Here is a 23,223-nt window from a genome sequence, read left to right as displayed (position 1 = left end):
GTCACGATCACGCACGCCAATGGGAATACTGAATCTAAGAATCTGTTCAACGGCGAAACACCAACGTTGGATCCAATCAAGGACGAAAACGGCAAGGAAACTGGCGAAGGCTATAACATCGTCATCAACGGGCAACCTGTCGGTGTTCTGAAGAACGGTGTCGATGGTAAGAGTCCTGAAATCAAGGCAGTACCAAGTGAAGACGGCAAGACGACGTCTTATCACTTCGTGATTCCTGGTGGTGAAGCCGATGGTAGCGATACTGATCTTGGTGTTGTGCCATCAGCAGCTGGCGATACGATTAGTATCACTAACTATGTACCAACAGGTGCGGATGATAAGAAGACCGGCTACATCTTGACGGTCCACCACGCCGATGGGACAACAGATGAACCAAAGCAAGTCTTCAATGGTTCCTCGATTAGTGTGACTGGCCAGGATACTGATGAAAAAGGCAACACGGTCCTGACGTTCTCTGATGGCAGCACCGCAACGATCGACAAAGGGGTCGATGGCCGGACGCCAACGATCAAACCTGTGACGGAAGACGGCAAGACGGTCAACCACTTCTTCCTTGTTGGACCAAAGGGTGATGGCAGTGATGACACCGACCTTGGGGTCGTACCAGGCAGTGACACGATTGAAGTCACGAAATATGTACCAGCTAACGCGGATGATAAGAAGACCGGCGTCACGGTAACAGTGCGCCATTCAGATGGGACGACTGGCGACATTCAGAACATCTTTGATGGCGCGACACCGGTAATCGATCCAAATGGTAAGGACAACGGAGATGGGACGACGACCTATAACTTCACGGCAGATGGGAAGCCGGCAGGCTCCTTGACTGTGAAGAATGGTGTCGATGGTAAGAACCCTATCATCAAAGCTGTTAAAGGCGAAGATGGCAAGACGACGTCTTACCACTTCGTGATTCCTGGTGGTGAAGCCGATGGTAGCGATACTGATCTTGGCGTTGTGCCGTCAGCGGCCGGCGATACGATCAGAGTGACCCCACTCGCTGGCGACACTGAACATCCAAATGGCGGCTACACTGTCGAGATCATTGGTAGCGATGGGAAGACTAAGAGCAGCACGCCTGTCTACAACGGGACGGATGGCCAGACGCCACAAGTTGAAGCTGTTAAAGGCGACGACGGCAAGACACATTATAGTTTCTATGTGCTTGGACCGGATGGGACAACGCATGTGCCTGTCGGCACGGTGGACACCCCAGAAGTACCAAAGGTCAAAGCAGACGGGGACAAGTATGTCTTCTATCTGGACAACGGTACGCCAAATGATCCATCAGACGACACCAAGCTTGGCGAAATTGCTAAGCCAGCAGATGGTAAGAATGGCGATACGATCAATGTAACTCCACTGAAGGGCGACACTGAACATCCAAATGGCGGCTACACTGTCGAGATCATTGGTAGCGACGGGAAGCCTAAGAGCAGCACACCTGTCTACAATGGGGCCGATGGTAAGACACCACAGCTTGAACCGGTAACGGACCCAGGTACTGGCAAGGCCACTGGCTACAAGTTCTTCGTGATCGGTGACGACGGTCAGACTCACGAAACAGTCGGTACTTTGGATGTCCCAGAAACGCCGAAGTCGAAACTGAGTGATGACAAGAAGTCTTATATCTTCTACCTGGATAACGGTACGCCTGACGATCCAAGTGATGATACGACGCTTGGCACGGTGCCAATCGGCGATACGATTGCGGTGAGTGACTACAAGCCGGCCGACGATAGCGATAAGAAGACGGGTTACACCGTCACGATCAAGCACGCCGATGGCACGACCGAAACGAAGAACCTGTTCAACGGCGATGGGGCAACAGCGCCAGTCATCACCTCTAACAAAGATGATGAGGGCAATGTCCTTAGCTACACGATCACTTATCCGGGTCAAGAACCAATCACGATTTACAACGGCACTAAGGGTGAAAAGGGTGATAAAGGCGATGCGCCAACGTTAGAAGCAGTCACTGATCCGAAGACTGGCAAGACGACGGGGTATAAGTTCTATGTCATCGATGGTAATGGCGATAAGCAAGAGGTAGGTGATTTTGAAGCACCGAAGGACGGCGATACGATCGATGTGACTGACATCACACCGACAGATGCTGATTCGCGTACTGGCTACATTTTGACCATTAAGCATGCTGATGGGTCGCAAGATGTGAAGACTGTGTACAACGGCCAAGATGGTCAAACCCCAGTCGTAACGCCGATCACCAACGCCTCTGGCAAGGTGACGGGCTACACCTTCACGCTGAATGGACAACCATCGGGCACGGTGCTCAACGGGACTGATGGCCAAACGCCGCAAGTGGCAGAAGTCAAAGACGATGACGGCAACGTCACTGGCTACGAATTCTACTATGTCGACGGCGATGGCGAACGGATCGTGGTGGGCCAAGTGGAAGCGCCAAAGCCGATCACGATCACTGATACTCAAGTCAAAGACGGGACCACCACGTTGACCTTCTCTGACGGCAACAAAGTGACGATCAAAGATGGTAAAGATGGTGCCGCCGGTCAAACGCCGAAAGTGAAGGCAGTTGTAGGCGAAGATGGTAAAACCGATTACGAGTTCTATATCACCGGTCAAGATGGCAAAGAGATCCCAGTTGGCACCGTCGACGCACCAAAAGACGGCAGCAACGGTCAGACGCCAATCATGGAACCAGTGGTTGATGGCAACGGCAAGACCATTCGCTACGACTTCTACTACACTAATGATGCTGGCGAAAAGGTAACCATGGGTACGATCCAGGCGCCTAAGGATGGCCAAACACCAACGGTTAAGCCGCACACCGACAGCGAAGGCAAGACTGACGGCTACATTTTCACCTTGGATGGGGTTGATTACACGGTCCTTAACGGTAGAGATGCTGCCCCACTGACGGTGGACGACACCACGGTCAACGACAACGGCGATACCGTGATCACCTTCTCTGATGGCACCGATGTCGTTGTGCCAAAAGGTCAAACAGGTGATAACGCGCAGACTCCTAAGGTGCGCGCAGTCACAGATGAAGCCGGCAAGACCAGCTATGAGTTCTATGTCACTGGTAAAGAGGGCAAGGACACCACAGTCGGAACCGTCGCCGCCCCTAAAGACGGCGAAACACCAAAGGTCACACCACACACTGACAGTAATGGTGACGTTGATGGCTATGTCTTCACGCTCGATGGTAAGGACTACATCGTCAAAAACGGCGCTGATCTGACAGTGAAGAGCACCACCCTTGATCCTGAGGGCAACACGGTTATTACCTTCTCCGATGGCTCGCAAGTCACGGTTGCCAAAGGCGCCGATGGTCAAGATGGCGTAGATGGTAAGGATGGTCAAACGCCTAAAGTCCGCGCAGTCACAGGTGAAGACGGCAAGACCAACTATGAATTCTATGTCACCGATACAGATGGCAACCAAATCCCAGTGGGAACGGTTCAAGCACCTAAAGACGGCGAAGATGGCAAGACGCCGACGATCAAACCAATCCTTGACGATGATGGCAAGACGACTGGCTATAACTTCTACTACATCGATGATGCTGGTAATGAGGTATCCATGGGTTATGTTGAGGCACCTAAGGATGGCCAAACACCAACTGTTAAGCCGCATACTGACAGCGAAGGCAAGACTGACGGCTACATTTTCACCTTGGATGGTGTTGATTACACTGTTCTGAATGGTAAAGATGGTGCTGATGGTAAGGCTGCTGCTGCGTTGACAGTCACTGGTTCCACGATTAACGAAAATGGCGACACAGTGATCACCTTCTCTGATGGTTCTCATGTCACTGTGCCAAAAGGACAGAAAGGAGATAACGCGCAGACCCCTAACGTTCGCGCAGTTACAGACGAAGACGGCAAGACCAGCTATGAATTCTACGTCACTGATAAAGATGGCAAAGAAATCCCGGTTGGGACAGTCGACGCGCCTAAGGATGGCGAAACGCCTGAAGTGACACCACACACTGATAGCAACGGCGATGTTGATGGCTATGTCTTCACCCTTAACGGCAAAGACTATATCGTCAAGAACGGTGCTGATCTGACGGTTGAGACCACTACTCTTGATAAGGATGGCAATACGGTCATCACCTTCTCCGATGGCTCACAAGTCACGGTTGCCAAGGGTACTGACGGCAAAGACGGGGTTGACGGTCAAACGCCTAAAGTCCGTGCAGTCACAGGTGAAGACGGCAAGACCAACTACGAATTCTTCGTTACTGATGAAGCTGGCAAGGAAACTCCAGTTGGGACGGTCCAAGCACCTAAGGATGGCGAAGACGGTAAGACGCCGACGATCGAAGCGGTTAAAGACGGTGATGGTAACATCATCAGCTATAACTTCTACTACACCAATGAGGCTGGCGATAAGGTTCCAATGGGCTCGGTTGATGCGCCTAAGGATGGCCAGACGCCAGACGTCAAGCCGCATACTGACAGCAATGGCAACGTTGATGGCTATGTCTTCACCCTTAACGGTAAAGACTACATCGTCAAAAATGGTGCTGACCTGACGGTTAAGACCAGCATCACGGATGGCGCTGGCAACACGGTCATCACCTTCTCCGATGGCTCGCAAGTCACAGTTGCCAAAGGGGCTGACGGTAAGGACGGCGTTGACGGCAAAGACGGGGTTGATGGTCAAACGCCTAAAGTCCGCGCAGTCACAGGTGAGGACGGCAAGACCAGCTATGAGTTCTATGTCACTGATAATGATGGCCATGAAACGACAGTTGGGACGGTCGACGCACCTAAGGACGGCGCTGCGGGTAAAGACGGCCAGACGCCACAAGTCGAGGCAGTTAAAGACAACGATGGCAAGACCATTAGCTACAACTTCTTCTACCTGGATGAAGAGGGGAAGAAGGTCATCACTGGCAACGTTGAGGCGCCAAAGGACGGTCAAACGCCAACGGTCAAGCCGCACACGGACAGTCAAGGCAATGTTGATGGTTACACATTTACCCTTAACGGTGTTGATTACACCGTTAAGAATGGTCAGGATGGTGCGGCCGGCAAGGATGGCACCGACGGCAAGGACGGCGCTGACGGAACAGACGGTAAGGACGGTAAGGATGCGACACCACTGACAGTGACCGGATCGTTCATCGATGAAAATGGTGATACCAAGATCACCTTCTCTGATGGGTCGACGGTGACTGTGGATAAAGGCGAGAAGGGTGCGGATGGCCAAACACCGTAAGTTCGCGCTGAGGTGGCCGAGGACGGCACCACGCGTTACGAATTCTTCGTGGTTGGTGAAGACGGCAAGGAAACGACGGTCGGTACCGTCCAAGCACCAAAGGACGGTGAAGCGGGCCAGACGCCGCAAGTCGAGCCAGTCACTGACGCTAATGGCAAAGTCACGAGTTACCGGTTCTTCTACATCAACAAGGCTGGCGAAAAGGTCTTGGTAGGGACGGTCCCGGCACCGGCCGATGGTAAAGATGGTCAGACCCCAACGGTTGCACCACATACCGACGCCGATGGCAATGTCGACGGCTGGACCTTCACGCTTAACGGCACTGACTATACCGTTAAGAACGGTGATAAGGGCGATAAGGGTGACCAGGGTGAACCGGGTCAGACTCCGCAAGTCAAAATCGTCGCCAACCCGGATGGGACCAAGTCGTATGTCTTCTACATCATCGGCAACGATGGCAGTGAGCAGACGATCAGCACTGTGCCAGTACCGGATAACAACCAGACTCCAACGGGCACTGGGACCGGCGGCGGCAATGGCGGTGGCACTACCATCACGACGCCGACGAACGGTACTGGGACCGACGGTGGCAATGGCGGTGGCAGCACGACCACGACGACGCCGACGAACGGCACTGGGACCGACGGCGGCAATGGCGGTGGCACGACCACGACGACGCCGACGAACGGTACTGGGACCGACGGCGGCAATGGCGGTGGCACGACCACGACGACGCCGACGAACGGTACTGGGACCGACGGCGGTAATGGCGGTGGCAGCACGACCACGACGCCGACGAACGGCACTGGGACCGACGGCGGCAATGGCGGTGGCACGACCACGACGACGCCAACGAACGGCACTGGGACCAACGGCGGCAATGGCGGTGGCAGCACGACCACGACGCCGACGAACGGGACTGGAACCGACGGCGGCAATGGCGGTGGCAGCACGACGACGCCAACGAACGGCACTGGGACCGACGGCGGCAATGGCGGTGGCACCATCACCACGACGCCAACGACCGGGACCGGGACCGATGGCGGCAATGGCGGTGGCAACACCACGACGACGCCAACGAACGGTACTGGAACCGACGGCGGCAATGGCGGTGGCAGCACGACCACGACGACGAACGGTACTGGAACCGACGGCGGCAACGGCGGTGGCAGCACGACCACGACGACGCCGACGAACGGTACTGGGACCGATGGCGGCAACGGCGGTGGCACCACCACGACGACGCCGACTAACGAGACCGGGACCAATGGTAGCGACGGGACCCTCGTCACAACCAATGAGAGCAGCATCGGGGGCAGCCCTGACGGGGTTCTCACGACCACTAACGAGAGCAGCATTGGCGGTTCTCCGGTTGCTGAATCTGACGAGCAGCCAGCGGGCCACCAGACTGAAGGCTCAGAAGCGGTTCTGGGCGATCCAGAATCTGCGATTGGTGAGCTGGCAATAGGCGGTGGCGCTGGTTCCGCTGCTGACCCTGCGGCGGCGCTCGCCGCAACCGGCAGAGTCAACGAGCGTCTCGTGCTTCCGGAAACTGGCGAGGCGGAAGATGGTAGTGCCGTACTTGTCGGGGTTGGCTTGACTATGCTGGATGCGCTAGCCGCATTCGCGGTCGTCAAGAAGCGCCACGATGCGGATGATGATCCACTGTATTAGGCGCATAACGCAGTGAGCGGCAGGCAAGCTGGGTGCCTCGGGTGACCGAGACGGCCAGCTTGTTTTTGCAAAAAAAGTACCCGGCGAAAATGAGAACTGCATCGGCAATCCGCGCGATAAGCGGGCTTAGCACGAATGGTATGCCAAAGTTAGCCGAAATTCCTTGCGTCTTCTTCTGTCCTGACACGGATAGGGGTAAACTGAATACGTGGCGACGCTTTCAGCCGAGGATCAGAGTGAAATTTGGTCACGCGGTAAGGCGCTGGAAGTAGCCAACGGGGCGGCTTCGCATTAGTCGTTGATCGGGCATGGACAATGACGGAAACGTTCGGCTAAGCAAGATAATTGCACGGGGCGGCGAGCGCTGGCACCGTTACGCGCGGTTGGGCAGCAGTTAACTAATCTGGAGGAATAGGAATGAGCAAAACTTTAAGTCTCATCATTGCGGTCGAGTCGGCAGACGTTCATGATTTGGCGGTACCGCTTTCGTCCATCAACAATCAGTTGGGCGTGGACTTTCGGCAAATCGAGGTCTTGCTGATCGATAATGGCCGGTATCAACTTGATGATCTGGAACCGCTGCGGGTGTTCAACCACCTTACGTTCCGGTACATCAAGCCGGCCCAAATCTGGCCGTGGCCAGTGGCCTTTCAGCAGGGGCTGATGCTGGCGACGGGGCGCTTTGTCGCCTTTCTTGGGCCCAATATGCAATTCAACTCGATCGACGTGCTGCAGCAAGTCTTCGCGACGATGGCCGCTCATCCGGAAACGCAAATGATCTCCGGCTTGCTCATGCGCCAGCAGATGAAGCTGGATCGAACCTTCAACTATCAAGTCGAAACGGCTTCGCACCTGCTGGCCGGGCGGTTCGTGGACCGGGCGTTGGTGATGCAAAACCGAATCCAGTTTGAAGATTTTGGCCCGTACACGGAACCCTTCGTTGGGCGGCTGGTCGAGGCCGTCGCCAAGTCGCCGCAGCAGCTGGATCACGCCGTCACCGTGCAGTTTCTCGGCCGCACGGTTTCGGATGCGGTGCTCCCGCCGCTGCCGGCAACTTTGCAGCTTGACTGGGTGCGGATGATGACCCGGTACCTGTTCAAGCTGCGGACGCTGGCCCCGGACCAGTACTTGAAGACGCTGGCGCAAACGATCGTGCGGTTCTACTCCCAGGCCGGACGGGAGCCGGCAATGACTGCGCAAATGGCGGAGCTGGCGTCAGAAAACGCGGCGGAGTGGCCGCAGATCCTTGCATTTGTTGATCGGCTGCGGGCCACAGATACGACGGCAACCGCCCCGTGGAATGCGGAGCCCTCGCGATTTGCGGCGTACCTGCAGCGGGTCTCACCGCTGACCGCGCGCGTCTCGGCCCCAGCGGCCGCTGAGTTTGCGTAACGCTTTCCGCTGATGGTAAATTGTTCTAACGCGCTGGCACAATCCAGCCAGTCAGACAGAGTCGACCGCACCGTGGTTGGCTCTGTTTTTTTGATTTGTCCTGCTGGCGGCCAGACACGGCCGAAAAACGACGGGGTTAAATTTTGAATGCGTCAATTGTCCAGTCAGGCTTGATTCACATGCCCCAAAATGGCGCTGCACCGCTGTCGATCACCCCGACGAGCCGCCAGCCCGCTGATGAATAACGGCCTTGACTCGACTGCAGGCGGAGCAGCCCGCGGCTTGAAGCGCTTGCAATTATTCCTAAAGTGTAGGATAACAGAAGACATGGGGACTGATAAACTGGATCGAATTGACTGAGCACTGTGAACTCACCGGTGAGGTGGGCGCGGCTGGCACCTGAAGTCAAGCCGTATTCGTGCACAGTTTTTTCGATTTCAAATTATGGATTGCATATTTGAGAGTTTATCACGAGAGAAGGATTAGACTGATGGTTGAAATTGATCTAGATCATTTATACAAGCGCTACGAGGACGGTGAAGACTACGCCGTCAAGGACTTTGATCTGCACATCAAGGAGCGCGAGTTCATTGTTTTCGTTGGCCCGTCTGGGTGCGGGAAATCCACGACGCTGCGCATGATCGCCGGCCTTGAGGACATTACCGAGGGCGAGCTGGTCATCGGCGGGAAGGTCATGAACGACGTGGCCCCGAAGGATCGCGACATCGCGATGGTGTTCCAGAACTACGCCCTCTACCCTCACATGACCGTGGCGGACAACATGGCGTTTGGCCTGAAGCTGCGTCACTACAGCAAGGAGGACATCAAAAAGCGGGTCGACAACGCCGCCGAGATCCTTGGCCTAGAAGAATTCCTGCAGCGCAAGCCGGCGGACCTGTCCGGTGGTCAGCGCCAGCGGGTTGCCTTGGGCCGCGCCATTGTGCGGGACGCCCCGATCTTCCTGATGGATGAGCCACTGTCTAACCTGGACGCCAAGCTGCGGGTTTCCATGCGGGCCCAGATCGCCAAGCTGCACCGCCGCCTGAACACGACGACGATCTACGTCACCCATGACCAGACCGAAGCGATGACGCTGGCCGATCGGGTGGTCGTCATGTCTGTTGGCCAGATCCAGCAGATCGGCACGCCGGCTGAGGTCTACCAAAACCCGCGGAACATGTTCGTGGCGGGCTTCATGGGCAGCCCGGCGATGAACTTCTTCCACGTGACCTACAAGGACGGCGTGGTTTCCGACGGCAAGAAGATCACCATGAAGGTGCCGGAAGGCCGGGCCAAGATCCTGGATGACCAGGGCTACAACGGCAAGGAGATCATCTTTGGGGTCCGCCCTGAAGACATCCACTCCGAGCAGGCCTTCCTGGATACCTGGCCGGACGCGGTCGTTGGCGCTGAGGTCGTGGTCTCAGAGCTGCTGGGCGCCACCGAGCAGTTGTACCTGAAGACGGACGACGAGGAGTACGTCGCCAACGTGAACGCGCGCGACTTCCACAACCCTGGCGACAACGTTAAGGTCGGCTTTGACATCAACAAGGCCCACTTCTTTGACAAAGATACCCAAATGACGATCGTCGATAAGCCGATCCCGATTGAGGCGATGTCCTAGCTCAGCAGGGATTACCGGCAGTCTAAGCCGGGGGTGGCAAAGCCCGCCTGGCTGGCCGTAAACGCAATGATGCACTCGAAAAGCGGTTCTCTTCAACTTACGAAGGGAACCGCTTTTGCGTGGGCTGGAACTGGTGGGGGCTAAGTGCGCTCCCCGCGACGCAAGGCCTTTAGACGGGTGACTGGAGGGCGCGCTGCTGATGGCGATACGCCATCGGGGTTTGGCCGACCTCCCGCTTGAACAGGCGGGTGAAATAGGAAAAGTTGGTGTAACCCAGCGACTCGGCAATTTGGTTGATCGGCCGGTTGTCGGTCACGATCAAGTGCTGGGCAACGGCGATGCGCCGGTTGATGATGTAATGGTTAATGGAAAGCCCAAATTCATCCTTGAACAGCTTGGCCGCGTAGTCCGGGTTTAAGTAGACAATTTCCGCCAGGCTCTCGCGCGTGAGGTCGTCGCCCAGGTGGCTGTCGATGTACTTTTGCAGCCGCTGTGCAACGCTGATGCTGGAGTCCGCAAATTCGGCGTAGGAAAATGCGCTGGCCGTGACATAATCGATGAAGTCGAACATGATCTCGAGGTTGTTGAGCGAATCCAGGTAGAGGCTCTGGTACTCGCGCGAGGAGAATAGCTTGTGGGCCTGAACGTTGTGGCGCTGCAGTTCCACGTAGATCTGCTGAAGCAAGTCCTCCCGGAAATTGCGCAGCGTCCGCCGGTTGAGCCGCTGCTCAGTCAGGCAGGTTTGCAGGTACTGCTGACAGTAGTCGTGAAGTTCTTTCCCGGCTTTTTTGCCAATCAGCTGGCTGATCAGTTGCAGATCCGGCTCCAAGTAGTCGATCTGCCGGTGGTGGTAAAAGCTGAGAAAGTGAATGCTGTTGCGGTGAACGGCCAGCTCCGCCACCATCAAGGTCAGCTGCTGGTAAACCGCGGCAAGTTGCTTGGCCGGCGTGAGGGTGCCGATAAACAGGGTAAAGTTGGTATGCTCATCGCTGAGCGCCTCCCGCAGGGCCTGGCCGAGGGGCACGAGGCTCGTGATCGCGCTGGTCGCGGTGGTGGCCGTCTTGGGCGTTTTAAGCAGGAGCACTAGCCGGTGATTGTTGTCGGGAAACGCGAACGCAGGGGTAAAGGCCGGGGTCCCAAACGTTTCTTGGCCGTCGCTGAGCCGCAGGTGCAAGGCACTGACCTTGCTGCCGCGCTCGGGTTGCACAATGACCGGCAGCAGGTCGCTGTCTTCTAACTGCGCCGCCGTCTCGGCGCTTTCCTGCCCGTTCAGCAGCCGGTGCCAGGCCGCCGCGGTGAGGGCGGGATGGGCGCGGCGGGCGGCAGTCTGTTTTTTGGCCTGGATCTTGGCGATGGCTTTGTTCAGCACAGTGGTGAAAGTGTCCGGGATCACCGGCTTGAGGTAGTAATCAAAGCTGCCCAGTTCGATGGCCTTTTGGGCGTAATTAAAGTCCGCGTAGTTGGTCAGAAAAATCAGCTCCGCCGAGCTTTTCAGCTCGTGGCGCAACCATTCGAGCAGGTCGAGCCCGGAGCCCTGAGGCATCTCGATGTCTGAGATCACCAGGTCGATCGGCGTGCTTTTGAGCAGGGCCTGGGCTTGGTGCATGTTGGCCGCCTGCAGAACGTCCGTAAAGCCCAGCTTGCCCCAGGCGATGGTTTGCTCCAGAACATTCAGGACAAAGCGATCATCATCAACTAAGAGTACTTTCATCTGTCAGTTCTCCCTTCTTGACCGCCTGCTGAACAGGGAGGGTCAAATCGATGTAGGCACCGCCTTCTGGCCGGTTGCCAATGGTCAACTGATAACTCTGATTGAAGAGCAGGTCAAGGCGGTTGATCACGTTGTTGATGCCGATGTGGTGCTCGTTTAACGCGATCAGGTGTGATTTGGTCAGGGCGTCCAGGATGTCCTTAGGGAAACCCGGGCCATTATCCTGGATGTGGATCGCCAGCACATCGCCGTATTGATTCCGGATCGTCTTAGCCGTGATCTCGATCTTGGTTTGGCGATCAAAGGAGACGGCGTATTTGACTGAATTTTCCACGAACGTCTGCAGCATCAGCGGGGGCACCAAGTAGCATTTGGTCTGCGGCGCGATGTCAAGCACGACCTGAATCACGTCGTTGCCGTACCGGATCCGCTGAATGTTGAGGTAGTCGTTGACGTGGCTGATCTCCTGACTCAGCGGCACCAGCTCTGCCCCGGCGTTGAGCAGGTAGCGCATGTAGCGGGTGGCCGATAGGATCAGCTCCCCCATGTGCGCGGTTTGGTTCATCTGGAGCATGCTGTACAGCGTGGTGAGAATGTTCAGGTAGAAGTGGGGCCGCACTTGCAGCTGCATGAACTGGATCTGCGTCTTCTTTTGCTGGATCTCTTTTTCGTAAAGCGAGACCTTGAGGCTTCTGACCTGCTGCATCAAGGTGTGGAACTGATGGTTGACGTTTTCTAGTTCCTTGATCCGCGAGTTCTGGATGCTGGCGGTGTTTGGCGATTGCTGCAGTAAGGTGACCGTTGATGAGAAGGTCCGCAGGGGGACCACGAAGTTCCGCCACAGGTAGAACGCGCCGAACATGGCCGCGATCCCGATGATCATCGTCAATGTCATCAGCATCAGCTGAATCAGGGTGAACTGTTCGGTGCGGCCGAACCGGTTGACGACGACGTTAAAAGTGAACGGCAGGGTTTGGCTGTCATCGTTTTGGTGAATGAAGTGGTTCGGACTGAGGTTGCGCCGGCGGTACCGCGGATCTTGCCGATTCACCAGATCGTGGCCGTTCAGGCGGATGTAGGCCAGATCAGCGTTGGCCAGGTACTGAGTCTGAATCGGGTGGGTCAGGGCGCTGGCCTTAACGGTGCAAAATAAAACGACCCCCTCATATTTTACTTCGTGGTACAGGTAGTACGTGCCATCGATCTTGACCTGCCGCCACGGCTCTTCGGCGATCTTAGTTTGCGTGGCCCAACCTGTGATCAGGGCACTCTTCAGTTTAAGGTAGGGATCATATCCCATCTGCAGTGAGGAGACGTTGGTGAAGTACCCAGTTTGCGGCGAGTAGTAGAAAAATTGATAGGCCTTCCCGGTGTTGTACTGGAAGTCGAAGACCCGCTGCCGAAACTGGTTCAGCGGCTTGATCAAGGCGACGCTGTTCGCATTCGGGTCGATCGGCGCCATTTCCTTAAGGCTGCTTTCGTTGACGACTGAGTAATCCATGAAGTGGTCGATGGCCTTGAACTTGGTTGCCACGTCGCCAAGGTAGATGCCAATGGTGCTTTCCAAGCGCTCTAGGCGCTCGTTTCTGGTGGTTTGAATGGTCGCAATGATCAAGAGAATGTTGACCACACAGACGATGACCAGGCTGGCCGTCAGAACACGCAGATATTGGTTGATTGAATGACCCTGGATCGTTTTTTCTGGCATGATGCTCCTTCGCGTCTGGCCCGAGACCACGCCGTACGGGAGGATCTGCCAGACTGTTCCTATCATCATTGAGTCCTTTACCATAAGTATAGCGCTCTCAAAATCATTACGTCTGTCTAAACCCGAGGATGTCTTGCACTTTCCCGACATCGGCTCAACTTTGCGCAGACAATCAGGTTCCAAGCCGCGAGCGGCCCCTGTGGGGAGGATAATGGGCCACTGCATTCTGTCATTATGTCTCGGCTGAGTTATAGCGAGCCTGAAAGCGGATACAGTACACTCATCTAAGAAAGGAGGAAGAGACATGGATATGCAAGTGCCAATGAGCGATGAGTCGACTGCGCAGCTGAAACTGCGGCGCAAGGCCAGAAAGCGACGAGATCTCAAGAAAAGCCTGCCGCTTTACATCTTACTGTTACCATCGGCAGTGCTGCTGCTGATCTTTGCTTACATCCCGTTGTACGGTCTGGTTATGGCGTTTCAGAACTATTCACCGGCGTTGGGGGTATTTCACAGCCCCTGGGTTGGATTTGACAATTTTATGCAATTCTTCCGTTCCTATCAGTTCCCCATAACGTTGAGAAACACGCTGGTAATTAGTCTTTACAGCCTTGCCGTCAACACACCACTACCTGTGGCCTTGGCGATCATGACCAACCAGATCCGCAAAGCGGGCTTCAAGAAGAGCTTCCAGGTGATTTCCTACCTGCCCCACTTTATCAGTACCATGGTCATGTGTGGGATGATCTTGATCTTCCTGTCCCCGCAAAGCGGGCTGGTGGCAAACATATTCCGTCTGTTTGGAGCAAAGTTGCCAGATCTCATGTCGAGCTCAAGCGCATTTGCACACGTTTATGTCTGGAGCGACGTATGGCAGAACATCGGTTGGAACAGTATCATCTACATCGCCGCCTTGTCCGGCATCGATCCGACGTTTTACGAAGCGGCCACGATGGATGGCGCGACGGCCTGGCAGAAGATCCGCAACATTGATATTCCCATGATCATGCCGACCGTGATGATCCTCTTGATCATGAGTGTGGGGAATCTGCTAAACGTTGGGTTTGAAAAGGTCTTGCTGCTGCAAAACCCGCTGAACCTGGGCGGAAGTGAGATCATCTCGACTTATGTTTATAAGATCGGACTGCAGAACTTCCAGTACAGTTTGTCCACTGCCATTGGATTGTTTAATACTGTGATCAACGTCATCTTACTGCTCGGCGTCAACTGGCTGTCTAAGAAGACGACGGATACAAGCTTGTTCTAAAGGGGGGAAAGTCATGGCACTCGCAATACCGCACAAAGTCAAACCAAAAAAGGTGAAGCTGAGTGGCAAGGATCTTGCATTTCAGATCTTCATTTACGCCTTCGCTATCTTGATGATTTTGGCCATCATCTACCCACTTTGGTTCATCATTATCGCGTCTTTTAGTAATCCAGCTGAGGTCGCCAACGGCCAGGTTTGGCTCTGGCCGTCGCATTTGGATTTCAAGGGGTATCAAGCCCTGTTCAAGCAGCCGATCATCTGGCGTAGTTATGGCAACACCGTCCTGTACACGGTGATCGGCACTGCCTTTGGCCTAGCAGTCAACATTCCAGCAGGTTACGCCCTTTCGCGGAAAGACCTCGTCGGCCGCAAATGGATCAACGTCCTGTATGTCATTCCCATGTTCATTAGCGGCGGCCTGGTGCCAATTTACTTGACCGTTAAAGGGGTTGGCCTGCTGAACAGCTTCTGGGTCATGATCATTCCGTTCGCGGTTTCACCGTACAATATCATCGTTGCGCGGACGTTCTTTCAATCTAGTATTCCCGAAAGCCTCTGGGAGGCTGCGCAACTGGACGGCGCTGGGACCTTTAAGTACTTCTTCAGTATGGTCTTACCGCTGTCAAAAGCGATCCTGGCCGTGTTAGGCTTGTGGACCGCCGTTGGGATCTGGAACCAATGGTTTAACGCGTTGATCTACTTGCAAAACGAGAACCTGCAACCTTTGCAATTGATCTTGCGCCGGATCCTGATTTCCAATCAACAAGTCGCCGGTAACACGACCGGTCAGCTGGCTGCTGAGTTACAGCAGCTGTCAGACATGATGAAGTACGCGTCGATCGTTATCTCGACGCTGCCCATCATGATGGTTTATCCGTTTTTGCAGAAGTACTTTAACCAAGGCGTCATGTTAGGATCGGTTAAAGGGTAGTTCCGATAATATTAGTGGAGGGGAATTTACTGATGAAGATTAGTCAACGCGTGCTTGCAAGCGGTGTGGCTTTGGCCGCACTGGCCGGCGTCATGTCCGGCTGCAGTTCCAACGCGAAAAACAATGCTAGTGATACTTCTGGCAAGCCGTCATACCGGATCACGACGGTTCGTTGGTCCGACTGGGGCAATAAGTTCACGAAGGGCTTTGTGGATAACTCCGCAAAGAAGTCTGGGATCAAGGTCAAGTGGGATACCTACCTGAACTCTGACTGGCCAGATAAGAAGTCGGTCGTTATGTCCGGTGGCGATCTGCCTGATGCCTTCTGGGGTGACATCTGCCTGACGGACGCGGAAGTGGCCAAGAACCAGGACAGCTTCATTCCTTTGGAGAAGTACATCAAGAAAGACATGCCGAACCTGGAGCGGGCCTTTAAGAAGGATCCGAGCCTGAAGGCCATGGTCACCTCACCAAATGGACACATTTACAGCCTGCCAAAGAAGTCACCGATGCGGCCAAAGATCACAAACCAGCTCTTTATCAACAAGACGTGGCTGGACAAGCTGCACCTGCAGATGCCTGATAACTACAAGGACTTCATCACGGTGCTGGAAGCCTTTAAGAATGACGATCCAAACGGCAACGGCAAGCATGATGAGATTCCTTACGGTGCTGGTAATGACGATGCGATCCTGAACTTCATCCAGCCGTTCGGCATTACCTCACCGAACCCGGCGGCGCAGAACATGGCGATGCAAAACGGCAAGCCCGTTTACCAGCCGGTTACCAGCAACTACAAAGCTGGGATCGCCTACATGGCTGATGCCTTCAAGAAGGGCTTGATCGATCCCCAGATCTTTACTGAAGATGCTTCTCAAGGTCAGGCCAAGGTTCAGGCCAAGACTCCGATCGTCGGGGTTGCTGCGGGCTGGACTGCTGACGCGATCTTTGGTGCCAACGCGGATCAGTACGTCGCTTTGCCACCGCTGAAAGGCCCTGACGGTAAGCGCTACGTCAACTCTGACCCAGAGCACTGGAACTACTCACGCAACGAAATGCTGGTCACGACTCACGCCAAGAACGTGGACAAGCTGATGAAGTGGGCTGACAAGTTCTACACCAACGATGCTTCGCTCCAGACTTACTACGGTTCCTTCGGTGTGGGGACCAAGAAGCTGTCTGACGGTCGCATTCAGGTCCTGACCCCACCTAAGGGTCAATCGTCCGATATCTTTGCTTGGACCAACTCGTTCCGCGACTTCGGGCCGAAGTACTCTGACCAAAGTTTCGACAAGAAAGTGATCCTGCCAAAGTCCAACGGCGACTACGAGAAGCTTCAGCTGGATGCTAAGTACAAGAAGTACGCACGCCCAGCGTTCCCGAACGTCACCTTCTCCCCAGAAGAGCTGCAAAAGACTTCCCAGGAGTACACCGATATCAGCACCTTCGTGACACAGCAATCCTCTAAGTGGGTCACCAAAGGCGGCGTGGACAAGGATTGGAACGGTTACATCAGCAAGCTGAATCAGATGGGCCTCAAGGACTTCGTGAAGACTCAGCGGACCGCTTATAGCCGTTACGAGAAGAGTGTCAACAAGTAGTCAAGGGCAAGACCTCTGACCGCTAGACGAGGCGAGGGCAAGAAACGTGTTTGCGCCTGCCTCGTTTTTTGTTTCAATTTTGCATTAAGCCGGCGGCATCCGGCCTTGGTAAAGCCTTGCGCTAGCGCAGGGTTTTACCAAGGCACTGCCGTTTGACCAACTCACCAGACCCCAAATCAAGGAGGAAGCAGTCGTGAAAGTTTCGGTTGGAGACCGCATGAAAAGTACGTTCACTTACGGTAGCAGCTTCATGAATTTTCTGGAAAATATCACTAACGTCTTACTGCTCAATTTCTGGATGCTGCTGACGGCCTTGCCGCTGATCACCATTCCGGCGGCTTTAATGGGCGCAAACGCCACGATGGCCCGGGTGCTGGCTAACCAGGAGGCCCACGTCACGCGCGACTACTTCCGCTTCTTCAGGCAAAACCTGAAGCAGGGCCTGAAGCTCGGCGTGTTCACCGCCGCGGCGGCGGCCGTCATCGCCTTTGACCTGCGCTACCTGGATAAGCTGCCGATCACGCTGCACCTACTGTTAGGCAACACGCTGCTGGTGATCGCAGTGGCGACTGCGATCCTGCTTTCCCTGCTGCCGAGCTACCTGAGTCGCTACGAGGAAACAATTCCCCACGCGCTGCGCAACCTGTTCATCATTTTCCTTCATCACGCCGGGTGGAGCCTGCTCATGGTGCTCGTCACCATTTGGCCGCTGTTCTTGCTTCAGGCTGGTGCGATCGGCGTCTGGACGTTGGTTTACTGGTTCAGTTTTGTTGGCTTCGGCGTGTGCGCCTGGCTGCAGACTCTGATTTTTCGGCACATTGTGAGTTTGATCGAAGCGTAACCAGATTTCATTGGATGAGGAGGAACACTTTTGAATGATGCAGCTTGGCAGCTGACGGCAACCGGGTATGAAGCTGATCAGATCACCGATTTTGGCAATCGCTTCCTGCTGGCCAACGGCTATATGGGCTATCGCGGGACGCTGGCTGAGTATACCAAAGCGCAGCAAGTCGCCTTGAACTTGGCCGGGGTCTACGATCGCCGCGGTGACCAGTGGCGCGAGACCGTGAACGCGCCCAACCCGCTGTTTACCCGGCTCATGTTTGCGGGCCAGCCCCTGAGCGTCTTGACCCAGCAGCCGCTCACGCATTCGGTCACCTTGGATTTTAAGGCCGCGACCTTCAGCCGGCGCAGCGTGTTTCAGGCTGGCGGCGCCCGCGTGACGGTCTCGACGCTGCGCTTCTTATCCGGGGCGGATCACACCCTGGGCGGCATGCGCTATACGGTGGTCGCCGACGCGCCGGTGGCGATCACGTTGACCTGCGGGATCGATCAGCAGGTCTGGGACATCAATGGGCCCCACCTGACCGCCGCCGCGGCGAGTCACTTTCCCGGCGGGCTTGCGGTCGTTGCGACGACCGGCGAGCTGCATCGGCAGGTCGGCGTGTGGCAAAAGCAGTTCCTGCCTGAGGCCGCGGGGGCCCTCATCCAAAGCGAGCACGGCCAGGCCTATGCCTACGCGCTTCAGCTGACGCCGCAACAGCCCGTTACCCTGACGGTGCTGTTTGGTGTCGGGGTTGATGACAACTGTGAGGCAGTGGCGGCCAAGGTGCGAGCTGCCGATCAGACTAGCTTTGACGGCTGGCTGGCCGCACATCGGGCAGCCTGGCAGGGCTACTGGCAACGCAGCGACGTCCGGATCGAGGGCAATGACGCCGACCAAAAGCACCTGCGCTACAGCATTTACCAGCTGCTTGCCATTGCGCCGCACCACGCCCGCGCCCAGTCGATCCCGGCGCGCGGGCTCTCCGGGCAGACCTACAAGGGGGCCATTTTCTGGGACACGGAGATGTTCATGCTGCCCTTCTTTCTTGCCACCGATGCTGAAACGGCCCACAGCCTGATCGGCTACCGCCTCAAGGGGCTGAAAGGCGCCAAAGCCAAGGCCCAAAGCTACGGGTTTGAGGGTGCCTTCTACGCTTGGGAAAGCCAGGAGGACGGGTTTGATGCCTGCTCCGACTACAACGTGACGGATGTGTTCACCAAGCGGCCAATGCGGACGTACTTCCGCGACAAACAGGTGCATATTTCCGGGGCCATTGCGCTTGCCATTTGGCAGAGCTACCAGTGGCTGGATGATTTAAGCCTGCTGACCGGAGGCGGGGCTGAAGTGATCTTGGAGTGTGCCCGGTTTTACCTTTCCTATGCCAAGGCTGGCCTGCTCGACCAGGTCGTCAGCATCGACGATGTGATCGGCCCGGACGAATACCACGAGCGGGTCAATAACAACGCCTACACGAACAAGCTCGTGCAGACCACCTGGCAGATCGCGCTGCAGACGCTGCAGACCCTTGAAGCACAGGCGCCGGCGGAGGCGGCCAAGCTGGTGGCCCGGCTGGACTTCCACCCTCTGATCAGCAAGCTGCAAATGGCCTTGGCGCGCTTGAAACAGCCAACGGTCGATGACCAAGGGGTGATCGAGCAATTCGACGGCTACTTCAAACTTGAGGACGCCTCGGTGGCGACAGTCCGCGCCCGGCTGCTTGACCCGCACGAATACTGGGGCGGGGCCTACGGGGTCGCGTCGCAAACGCAAGTGCTCAAGCAGGCTGACGTGGTGATGATGCTGGCGCTGTTCCCGGATGATTACTCGGCGCAGACCCACGCGGCCAACTATGCGTACTACGAGCCGCGCACTGAACACGGCTCCTCGCTCAGCTGGAGTATGTACGCGATCGAAGCGGCCCGCATGGGCAAAACGGAGGCCGCGCATCACTTCTTTGAGCAAACCGCCACGGTCGATCTGACTGGTCAATCAAAGCAGTGGGCCGGCGATATTTACATCGGCGGGACGCACCCGGCAGGAAACGCCGGCGCCTGGTTAGTTGCTTTGCGCGGATTTGCGGGGATGCACGTGGCCGCCGGCCGGCTTCAGTTTACCCCGCACCTGCCGCAGTCCTGGCACAAGATGGCCTTTCAGGTGAATTATCAGGGCCATGCGTATGAGGTGACCATTGCCAATGATCACGCAACTGTTAATGAAATGAGGAAAAAGTAATGGCAAAACAAGCTGATAAGTATTTTGATATTGCCCCGTGGTCGGTGAGTGAGACCGGGTTTGATCCCGAGCATGGCCGGGTGGCCGAATCGATTTTCTCGATTGCCAACGAGTATTCTGGTGTGCGGGGGTATTTTGACGAAGATTACAGCGGGGATCGGCTGGTCGGCAGCTACTTTAACGGGGTTTACGAATACACGCCAAACGATCCTTCCATTATCTACGCGGGCATCCAAAAGCGGGGCCATTTCATGGTCAACGCGGTGGACTGGCTCTCGTTGCGGCTGGTGGTCGACGGTGAGCAGCTCGATCTGCATCACAGTCAGTTCTCCGCGTTCAAGCGGACCTTGGATCTGCAAACGGGCGTGTTGACGCGCAGCTTCGTGTGGACGCTCGCGGATGGCCGCAAGCTAGCTTTGCGGTTTGAACGCTTCGTCTCAATGCAGATCGCCAGCAACGTTTATCAGCGCCTGGCAATTACCCCGCAGAATTTCGCCGGCGACCTGACGCTCACGACGCGCATCAACTTTGACACGCGGCACAGCAACCAGGCCGGCTCTTACTGGGAGGACGTTCGCGAATTCAACGACCCCGAGCAGTTTGGGATCCTGGGCAAAACGAAAGCCACGCGGAAACGCGTCTTCTCCCTGGCGAAGATCAAGGTTGCAGGCGGCGCGCTCAAAGCCAATGAGCCGGTCAAGGCAGAGCGGGTGGTCGGGCGGCAGCTGACGCTGGGGCTGACCGAGGGCCAAACCCTGGTGTTTGACAAGGCGGTCACCAACATTGTCGAAAAAACGCCTGATGTGCCGAATGACACGGTGTGGGCGAAGGGGCTGGCTGACAACCAAGCGCAGGTCGGGTATGACGACGCGTTGGTCCAGCAGCGGGCCTACTGGCACGATTTCTGGCAGCGCAACGATATTCAGATCGAAGGGGACCCCGAGAACCAGCAGGGGATCCGCTACTGCATCTTCCAAATGGCCCAGACTTATCACGGCCAAAGCCCAACCAATAACGTCGGTGCCAAGGGTCTGACGGGCGAGGCGTACGGCGGTTTGGCCTTTTGGGACACTGAAACGATGTGTCTGCCATTTTACCTGTTCAACGATATCAAGGCCGCCAAAAACCTGGTCGAATTTCGCTACTCAACCTTGGCCGCGGCCAAGCGGCGTGCGCAGATGGTGGACTGTCAGGGGGCGAGCTACCCGATCTCAACGATCAACGGGGACGAGTCGACCAGCCTGTGGCAGCACGCCAATACTCAGCTGCAGCCAAGCACCGCGGTGGCCTACGCGGTGTTCCACTACGCGCATCTGACCGGGGATCACGACTTCCTGTACGGGCACGGCGCCGAGATGCTGGTGGAAATTTCCCGCTTCCTATACTCACGCGGGGATTGGAACCGCAAGCACGAGTTCAGCTTTTACGGCGTGATGGGCCCCGATGAATTTCAGGTAATGGTCAATCACGATGCCTACACGAACTACATGGGCCTGAAGACCTTCAGCTACACCTTAAAGGTCGTGGCGGCGATGAAGACCAAGGCGCCGGCCGCCTACCAAGCCCTGCAGCGCAAGACCCACTTTACCGACCAGGAGCTGGCCGATTGGCAGGACGCCAGCGACCACATGGTATTTTTGGGCGATAACAACGGGATGATCGAGCAGCAGCAGGGCTTTTACGATCTGCCGCACGTGGATGTCGATAAAATCCCGGTCAGCGATTTTCCGCTGTACGATCACTGGTCCTACGACCGGCTGTTCCGCAACGATATGATCAAACAGCCCGACGTCCTGATGTTCCAGTTCTTGTACAGCAACGACTTTTCCGCGCGCTCCAAGCGCTTGAATTATGACTACTACACGCCGCGGACGATCCACGAATCCTCGCTGTCGCCTTCGATCCACTCGATCATGGCGCAAGAACTGCACAAAGCCGCTGACGCGTATAAGTTCTTCGGGTTCGCGACCCGGATGGACCTGGATAATTACAACCGCAATACGCGCGACGGACTGCACACGACGTCGATCGCAGCGGCCTGGTTGAACATCGTGTACGGTTTTGGTGGGCTGCGCAGCGATGGCCCGACTTTGAGCCTGAATCCTGGGCTGCCCAAGCAGTGGCAGGGTTACGCGTTCAAGATCAACTACCGCGGGGCAAATATTCACGTCCAAGTCAACGCGCAAACGGTGACCATCACCGCGACGAGCCCGGTGACGTTGAAGCTTTATGACAAGCTGGAACAGGTCGGGGAAACGCCGCTGAAGCTGAGTATTCCCGCCGTATGGCAAGCATAGAAAAGGGGAATTATAGTGCTGAAAGGATTTGTCTTTGATTTAGATGGGGTCATCACGGACACGGCCCGCTTCCACTATCAGGCGTGGGCCAAGATCGCCAAGGACGAGCTGGGGATCACGATCAATCCGAGTGTGAACGAGCAGCTAAAGGGCGTCAGCCGAATGGATTCGCTGAACGTGATCTTGCGGTTCGGCAACCAGGAGAACCGTTACACGGAGTCGCAAAAAGCGCAGTTTGCGACCGAGAAGAACGATTACTACATTAGCCTGATCAGTCACATGACCCCCAGCGACATTCTGCCGGGAATGAAGCAGTTCCTGGATGATATCAAGGCCGGCGGGTACGGGATCTCTCTCGCCTCGGCGTCCAAAAATGCGCCGCGGATCTTGACCGGCCTGGGCCTGACGGATTACTTTGATGCGATCGTCGACCCGGCCACGCTGCACCGCGGCAAGCCGGATCCGGAGATCTTTGCCCGCGGCGCGGCGCTGCTGAAAATCGCGCCAAGCGAGGCAGTTGGCCTTGAAGACGCGGTGGCCGGCATTCAGGCCATCAAGGCGGCCGGCGAATTTGCGGTTGGGATCGGCGATCCGAAGCTGCTGCACCAGGCTGACTTGAACTTCACGACGACTGCGGACGTCGCGCTGCCGAAAATCGTGGATGCGTTTATGGCGGCGCACCCGGTGCAGTGACGCCTTGCCGCACCTGGTGAGCCCCAAGCGGC

The 23,223-nt window shown here is 56.1% G+C and carries 13 protein-coding genes; 11 read left to right on the top strand and 2 right to left on the bottom strand.

Annotated features, from left to right (window positions below; translation table 11 throughout):
- The 4 genes from EKM85_RS11445 to EKM85_RS05375 all read left to right on the top strand — a co-directional run.
- On the top strand, nucleotides 1–5,235 hold a 5,235-nt coding region (locus EKM85_RS11445; RefSeq protein ID WP_164510675.1), incomplete at its 5' end, for a collagen-like domain-containing protein.
- Between the two features lie 12 nt (nucleotides 5,236–5,247).
- Nucleotides 5,248–6,909 (top strand): LPXTG cell wall anchor domain-containing protein, encoded by a 1,662-nt coding sequence (locus EKM85_RS05385; RefSeq protein ID WP_125585252.1) that lies wholly within the window; start codon nucleotides 5,248–5,250, stop codon nucleotides 6,907–6,909.
- Between the two features lie 417 nt (nucleotides 6,910–7,326).
- The gene (locus EKM85_RS05380) at nucleotides 7,327–8,301 is read left to right on the top strand and encodes a glycosyltransferase family 2 protein (RefSeq protein WP_125585251.1); all 975 of its coding nucleotides are present in this window, start codon (nucleotides 7,327–7,329) and stop codon (nucleotides 8,299–8,301) included.
- Nucleotides 8,302–8,791: 490 nt separating this feature from the next.
- Entirely contained in the window at nucleotides 8,792–9,925 is a 1,134-nt protein-coding gene (locus EKM85_RS05375) for an ABC transporter ATP-binding protein (RefSeq protein WP_125585250.1), read from the top strand.
- A gap of 169 nt (nucleotides 9,926–10,094) precedes the next feature.
- On the opposite strand, the gene EKM85_RS05370 is transcribed toward EKM85_RS05375, so the two are convergent.
- Nucleotides 10,095–11,636, bottom strand: a complete 1,542-nt coding sequence (locus EKM85_RS05370) for a response regulator (protein ID WP_125585249.1) — start codon at nucleotides 11,634–11,636, stop codon at nucleotides 10,095–10,097.
- The gene (locus EKM85_RS05365) at nucleotides 11,617–13,413 is read right to left on the bottom strand and encodes a sensor histidine kinase (protein ID WP_164510674.1); all 1,797 of its coding nucleotides are present in this window, start codon (nucleotides 13,411–13,413) and stop codon (nucleotides 11,617–11,619) included. Before EKM85_RS05365 ends, EKM85_RS05370 begins: the two co-directional genes overlap by 20 nt.
- 253 nt (nucleotides 13,414–13,666) lie before the next feature.
- Here EKM85_RS05365 and EKM85_RS05360 point away from each other — a divergent pair, with 253 nt between their 5' ends.
- From EKM85_RS05360 to pgmB, 7 genes are all read left to right on the top strand, one after another.
- On the top strand, nucleotides 13,667–14,611 hold the full coding sequence (locus EKM85_RS05360; protein ID WP_125585253.1) for an ABC transporter permease: 945 nt from the start codon (nucleotides 13,667–13,669) through the stop codon (nucleotides 14,609–14,611).
- 13 nt (nucleotides 14,612–14,624) lie between these two features.
- Nucleotides 14,625–15,542, top strand: coding sequence for a carbohydrate ABC transporter permease (locus EKM85_RS05355; RefSeq protein WP_125585247.1), 918 nt, complete (start codon nucleotides 14,625–14,627; stop codon nucleotides 15,540–15,542).
- Nucleotides 15,543–15,574: 32 nt separating this feature from the next.
- A complete protein-coding gene (locus EKM85_RS05350) occupies nucleotides 15,575–17,143 on the top strand; it encodes a type 2 periplasmic-binding domain-containing protein (protein ID WP_125585246.1) in 1,569 nt (522 codons plus the stop codon).
- A gap of 193 nt (nucleotides 17,144–17,336) precedes the next feature.
- On the top strand, nucleotides 17,337–17,984 hold the full coding sequence (locus EKM85_RS05345; protein WP_125585245.1) for a DUF624 domain-containing protein: 648 nt from the start codon (nucleotides 17,337–17,339) through the stop codon (nucleotides 17,982–17,984).
- A 30-nt stretch (nucleotides 17,985–18,014) separates the two neighbouring features.
- A complete protein-coding gene (locus tag EKM85_RS05340) occupies nucleotides 18,015–20,201 on the top strand; it encodes a glycosyl hydrolase family 65 protein (protein ID WP_225418936.1) in 2,187 nt (728 codons plus the stop codon).
- Nucleotides 20,201–22,498: a glycoside hydrolase family 65 protein gene (locus tag EKM85_RS05335; protein WP_125585244.1), complete on the top strand. Its 2,298-nt coding sequence runs from the start codon at nucleotides 20,201–20,203 to the stop codon at nucleotides 22,496–22,498. Before EKM85_RS05340 ends, EKM85_RS05335 begins: the two co-directional genes overlap by 1 nt.
- A gap of 15 nt (nucleotides 22,499–22,513) precedes the next feature.
- Nucleotides 22,514–23,191, top strand: a complete 678-nt coding sequence (gene pgmB / locus EKM85_RS05330; RefSeq protein ID WP_225418935.1) for a beta-phosphoglucomutase — start codon at nucleotides 22,514–22,516, stop codon at nucleotides 23,189–23,191.
- Nucleotides 23,192–23,223 lie beyond the last annotated feature (32 nt).

Origin of the sequence: Lacticaseibacillus jixianensis, assembly GCF_003946485.1 — a bacterium.
Taxonomy (GTDB): domain Bacteria; phylum Bacillota; class Bacilli; order Lactobacillales; family Lactobacillaceae; genus Lacticaseibacillus; species Lacticaseibacillus jixianensis.
This window is presented reverse-complemented; position numbering and strand designations above follow the sequence as displayed.

Bases quoted from the DNA above. Each gene is read 5' to 3' on its own strand.
- EKM85_RS05335 (WP_125585244.1), top strand. From the start codon at position 20,201: ATGGCAAAACAAGCTGATAAGTATTTTGATATTGCCCCGTGGTCGGTG.
- EKM85_RS05360 (WP_125585253.1), top strand. From the start codon at position 13,667: ATGAGCGATGAGTCGACTGCGCAGCTGAAACTGCGGCGCAAGGCCAGA.
- EKM85_RS05380 (WP_125585251.1), top strand. From the start codon at position 7,327: ATGAGCAAAACTTTAAGTCTCATCATTGCGGTCGAGTCGGCAGACGTT.
- EKM85_RS05365 (WP_164510674.1), bottom strand. From the start codon at position 13,413: ATGATGATAGGAACAGTCTGGCAGATCCTCCCGTACGGCGTGGTCTCG.
- EKM85_RS05370 (WP_125585249.1), bottom strand. From the start codon at position 11,636: ATGAAAGTACTCTTAGTTGATGATGATCGCTTTGTCCTGAATGTTCTG.
- EKM85_RS05355 (WP_125585247.1), top strand. From the start codon at position 14,625: ATGGCACTCGCAATACCGCACAAAGTCAAACCAAAAAAGGTGAAGCTG.
- EKM85_RS05350 (WP_125585246.1), top strand. From the start codon at position 15,575: ATGAAGATTAGTCAACGCGTGCTTGCAAGCGGTGTGGCTTTGGCCGCA.
- EKM85_RS05375 (WP_125585250.1), top strand. From the start codon at position 8,792: ATGGTTGAAATTGATCTAGATCATTTATACAAGCGCTACGAGGACGGT.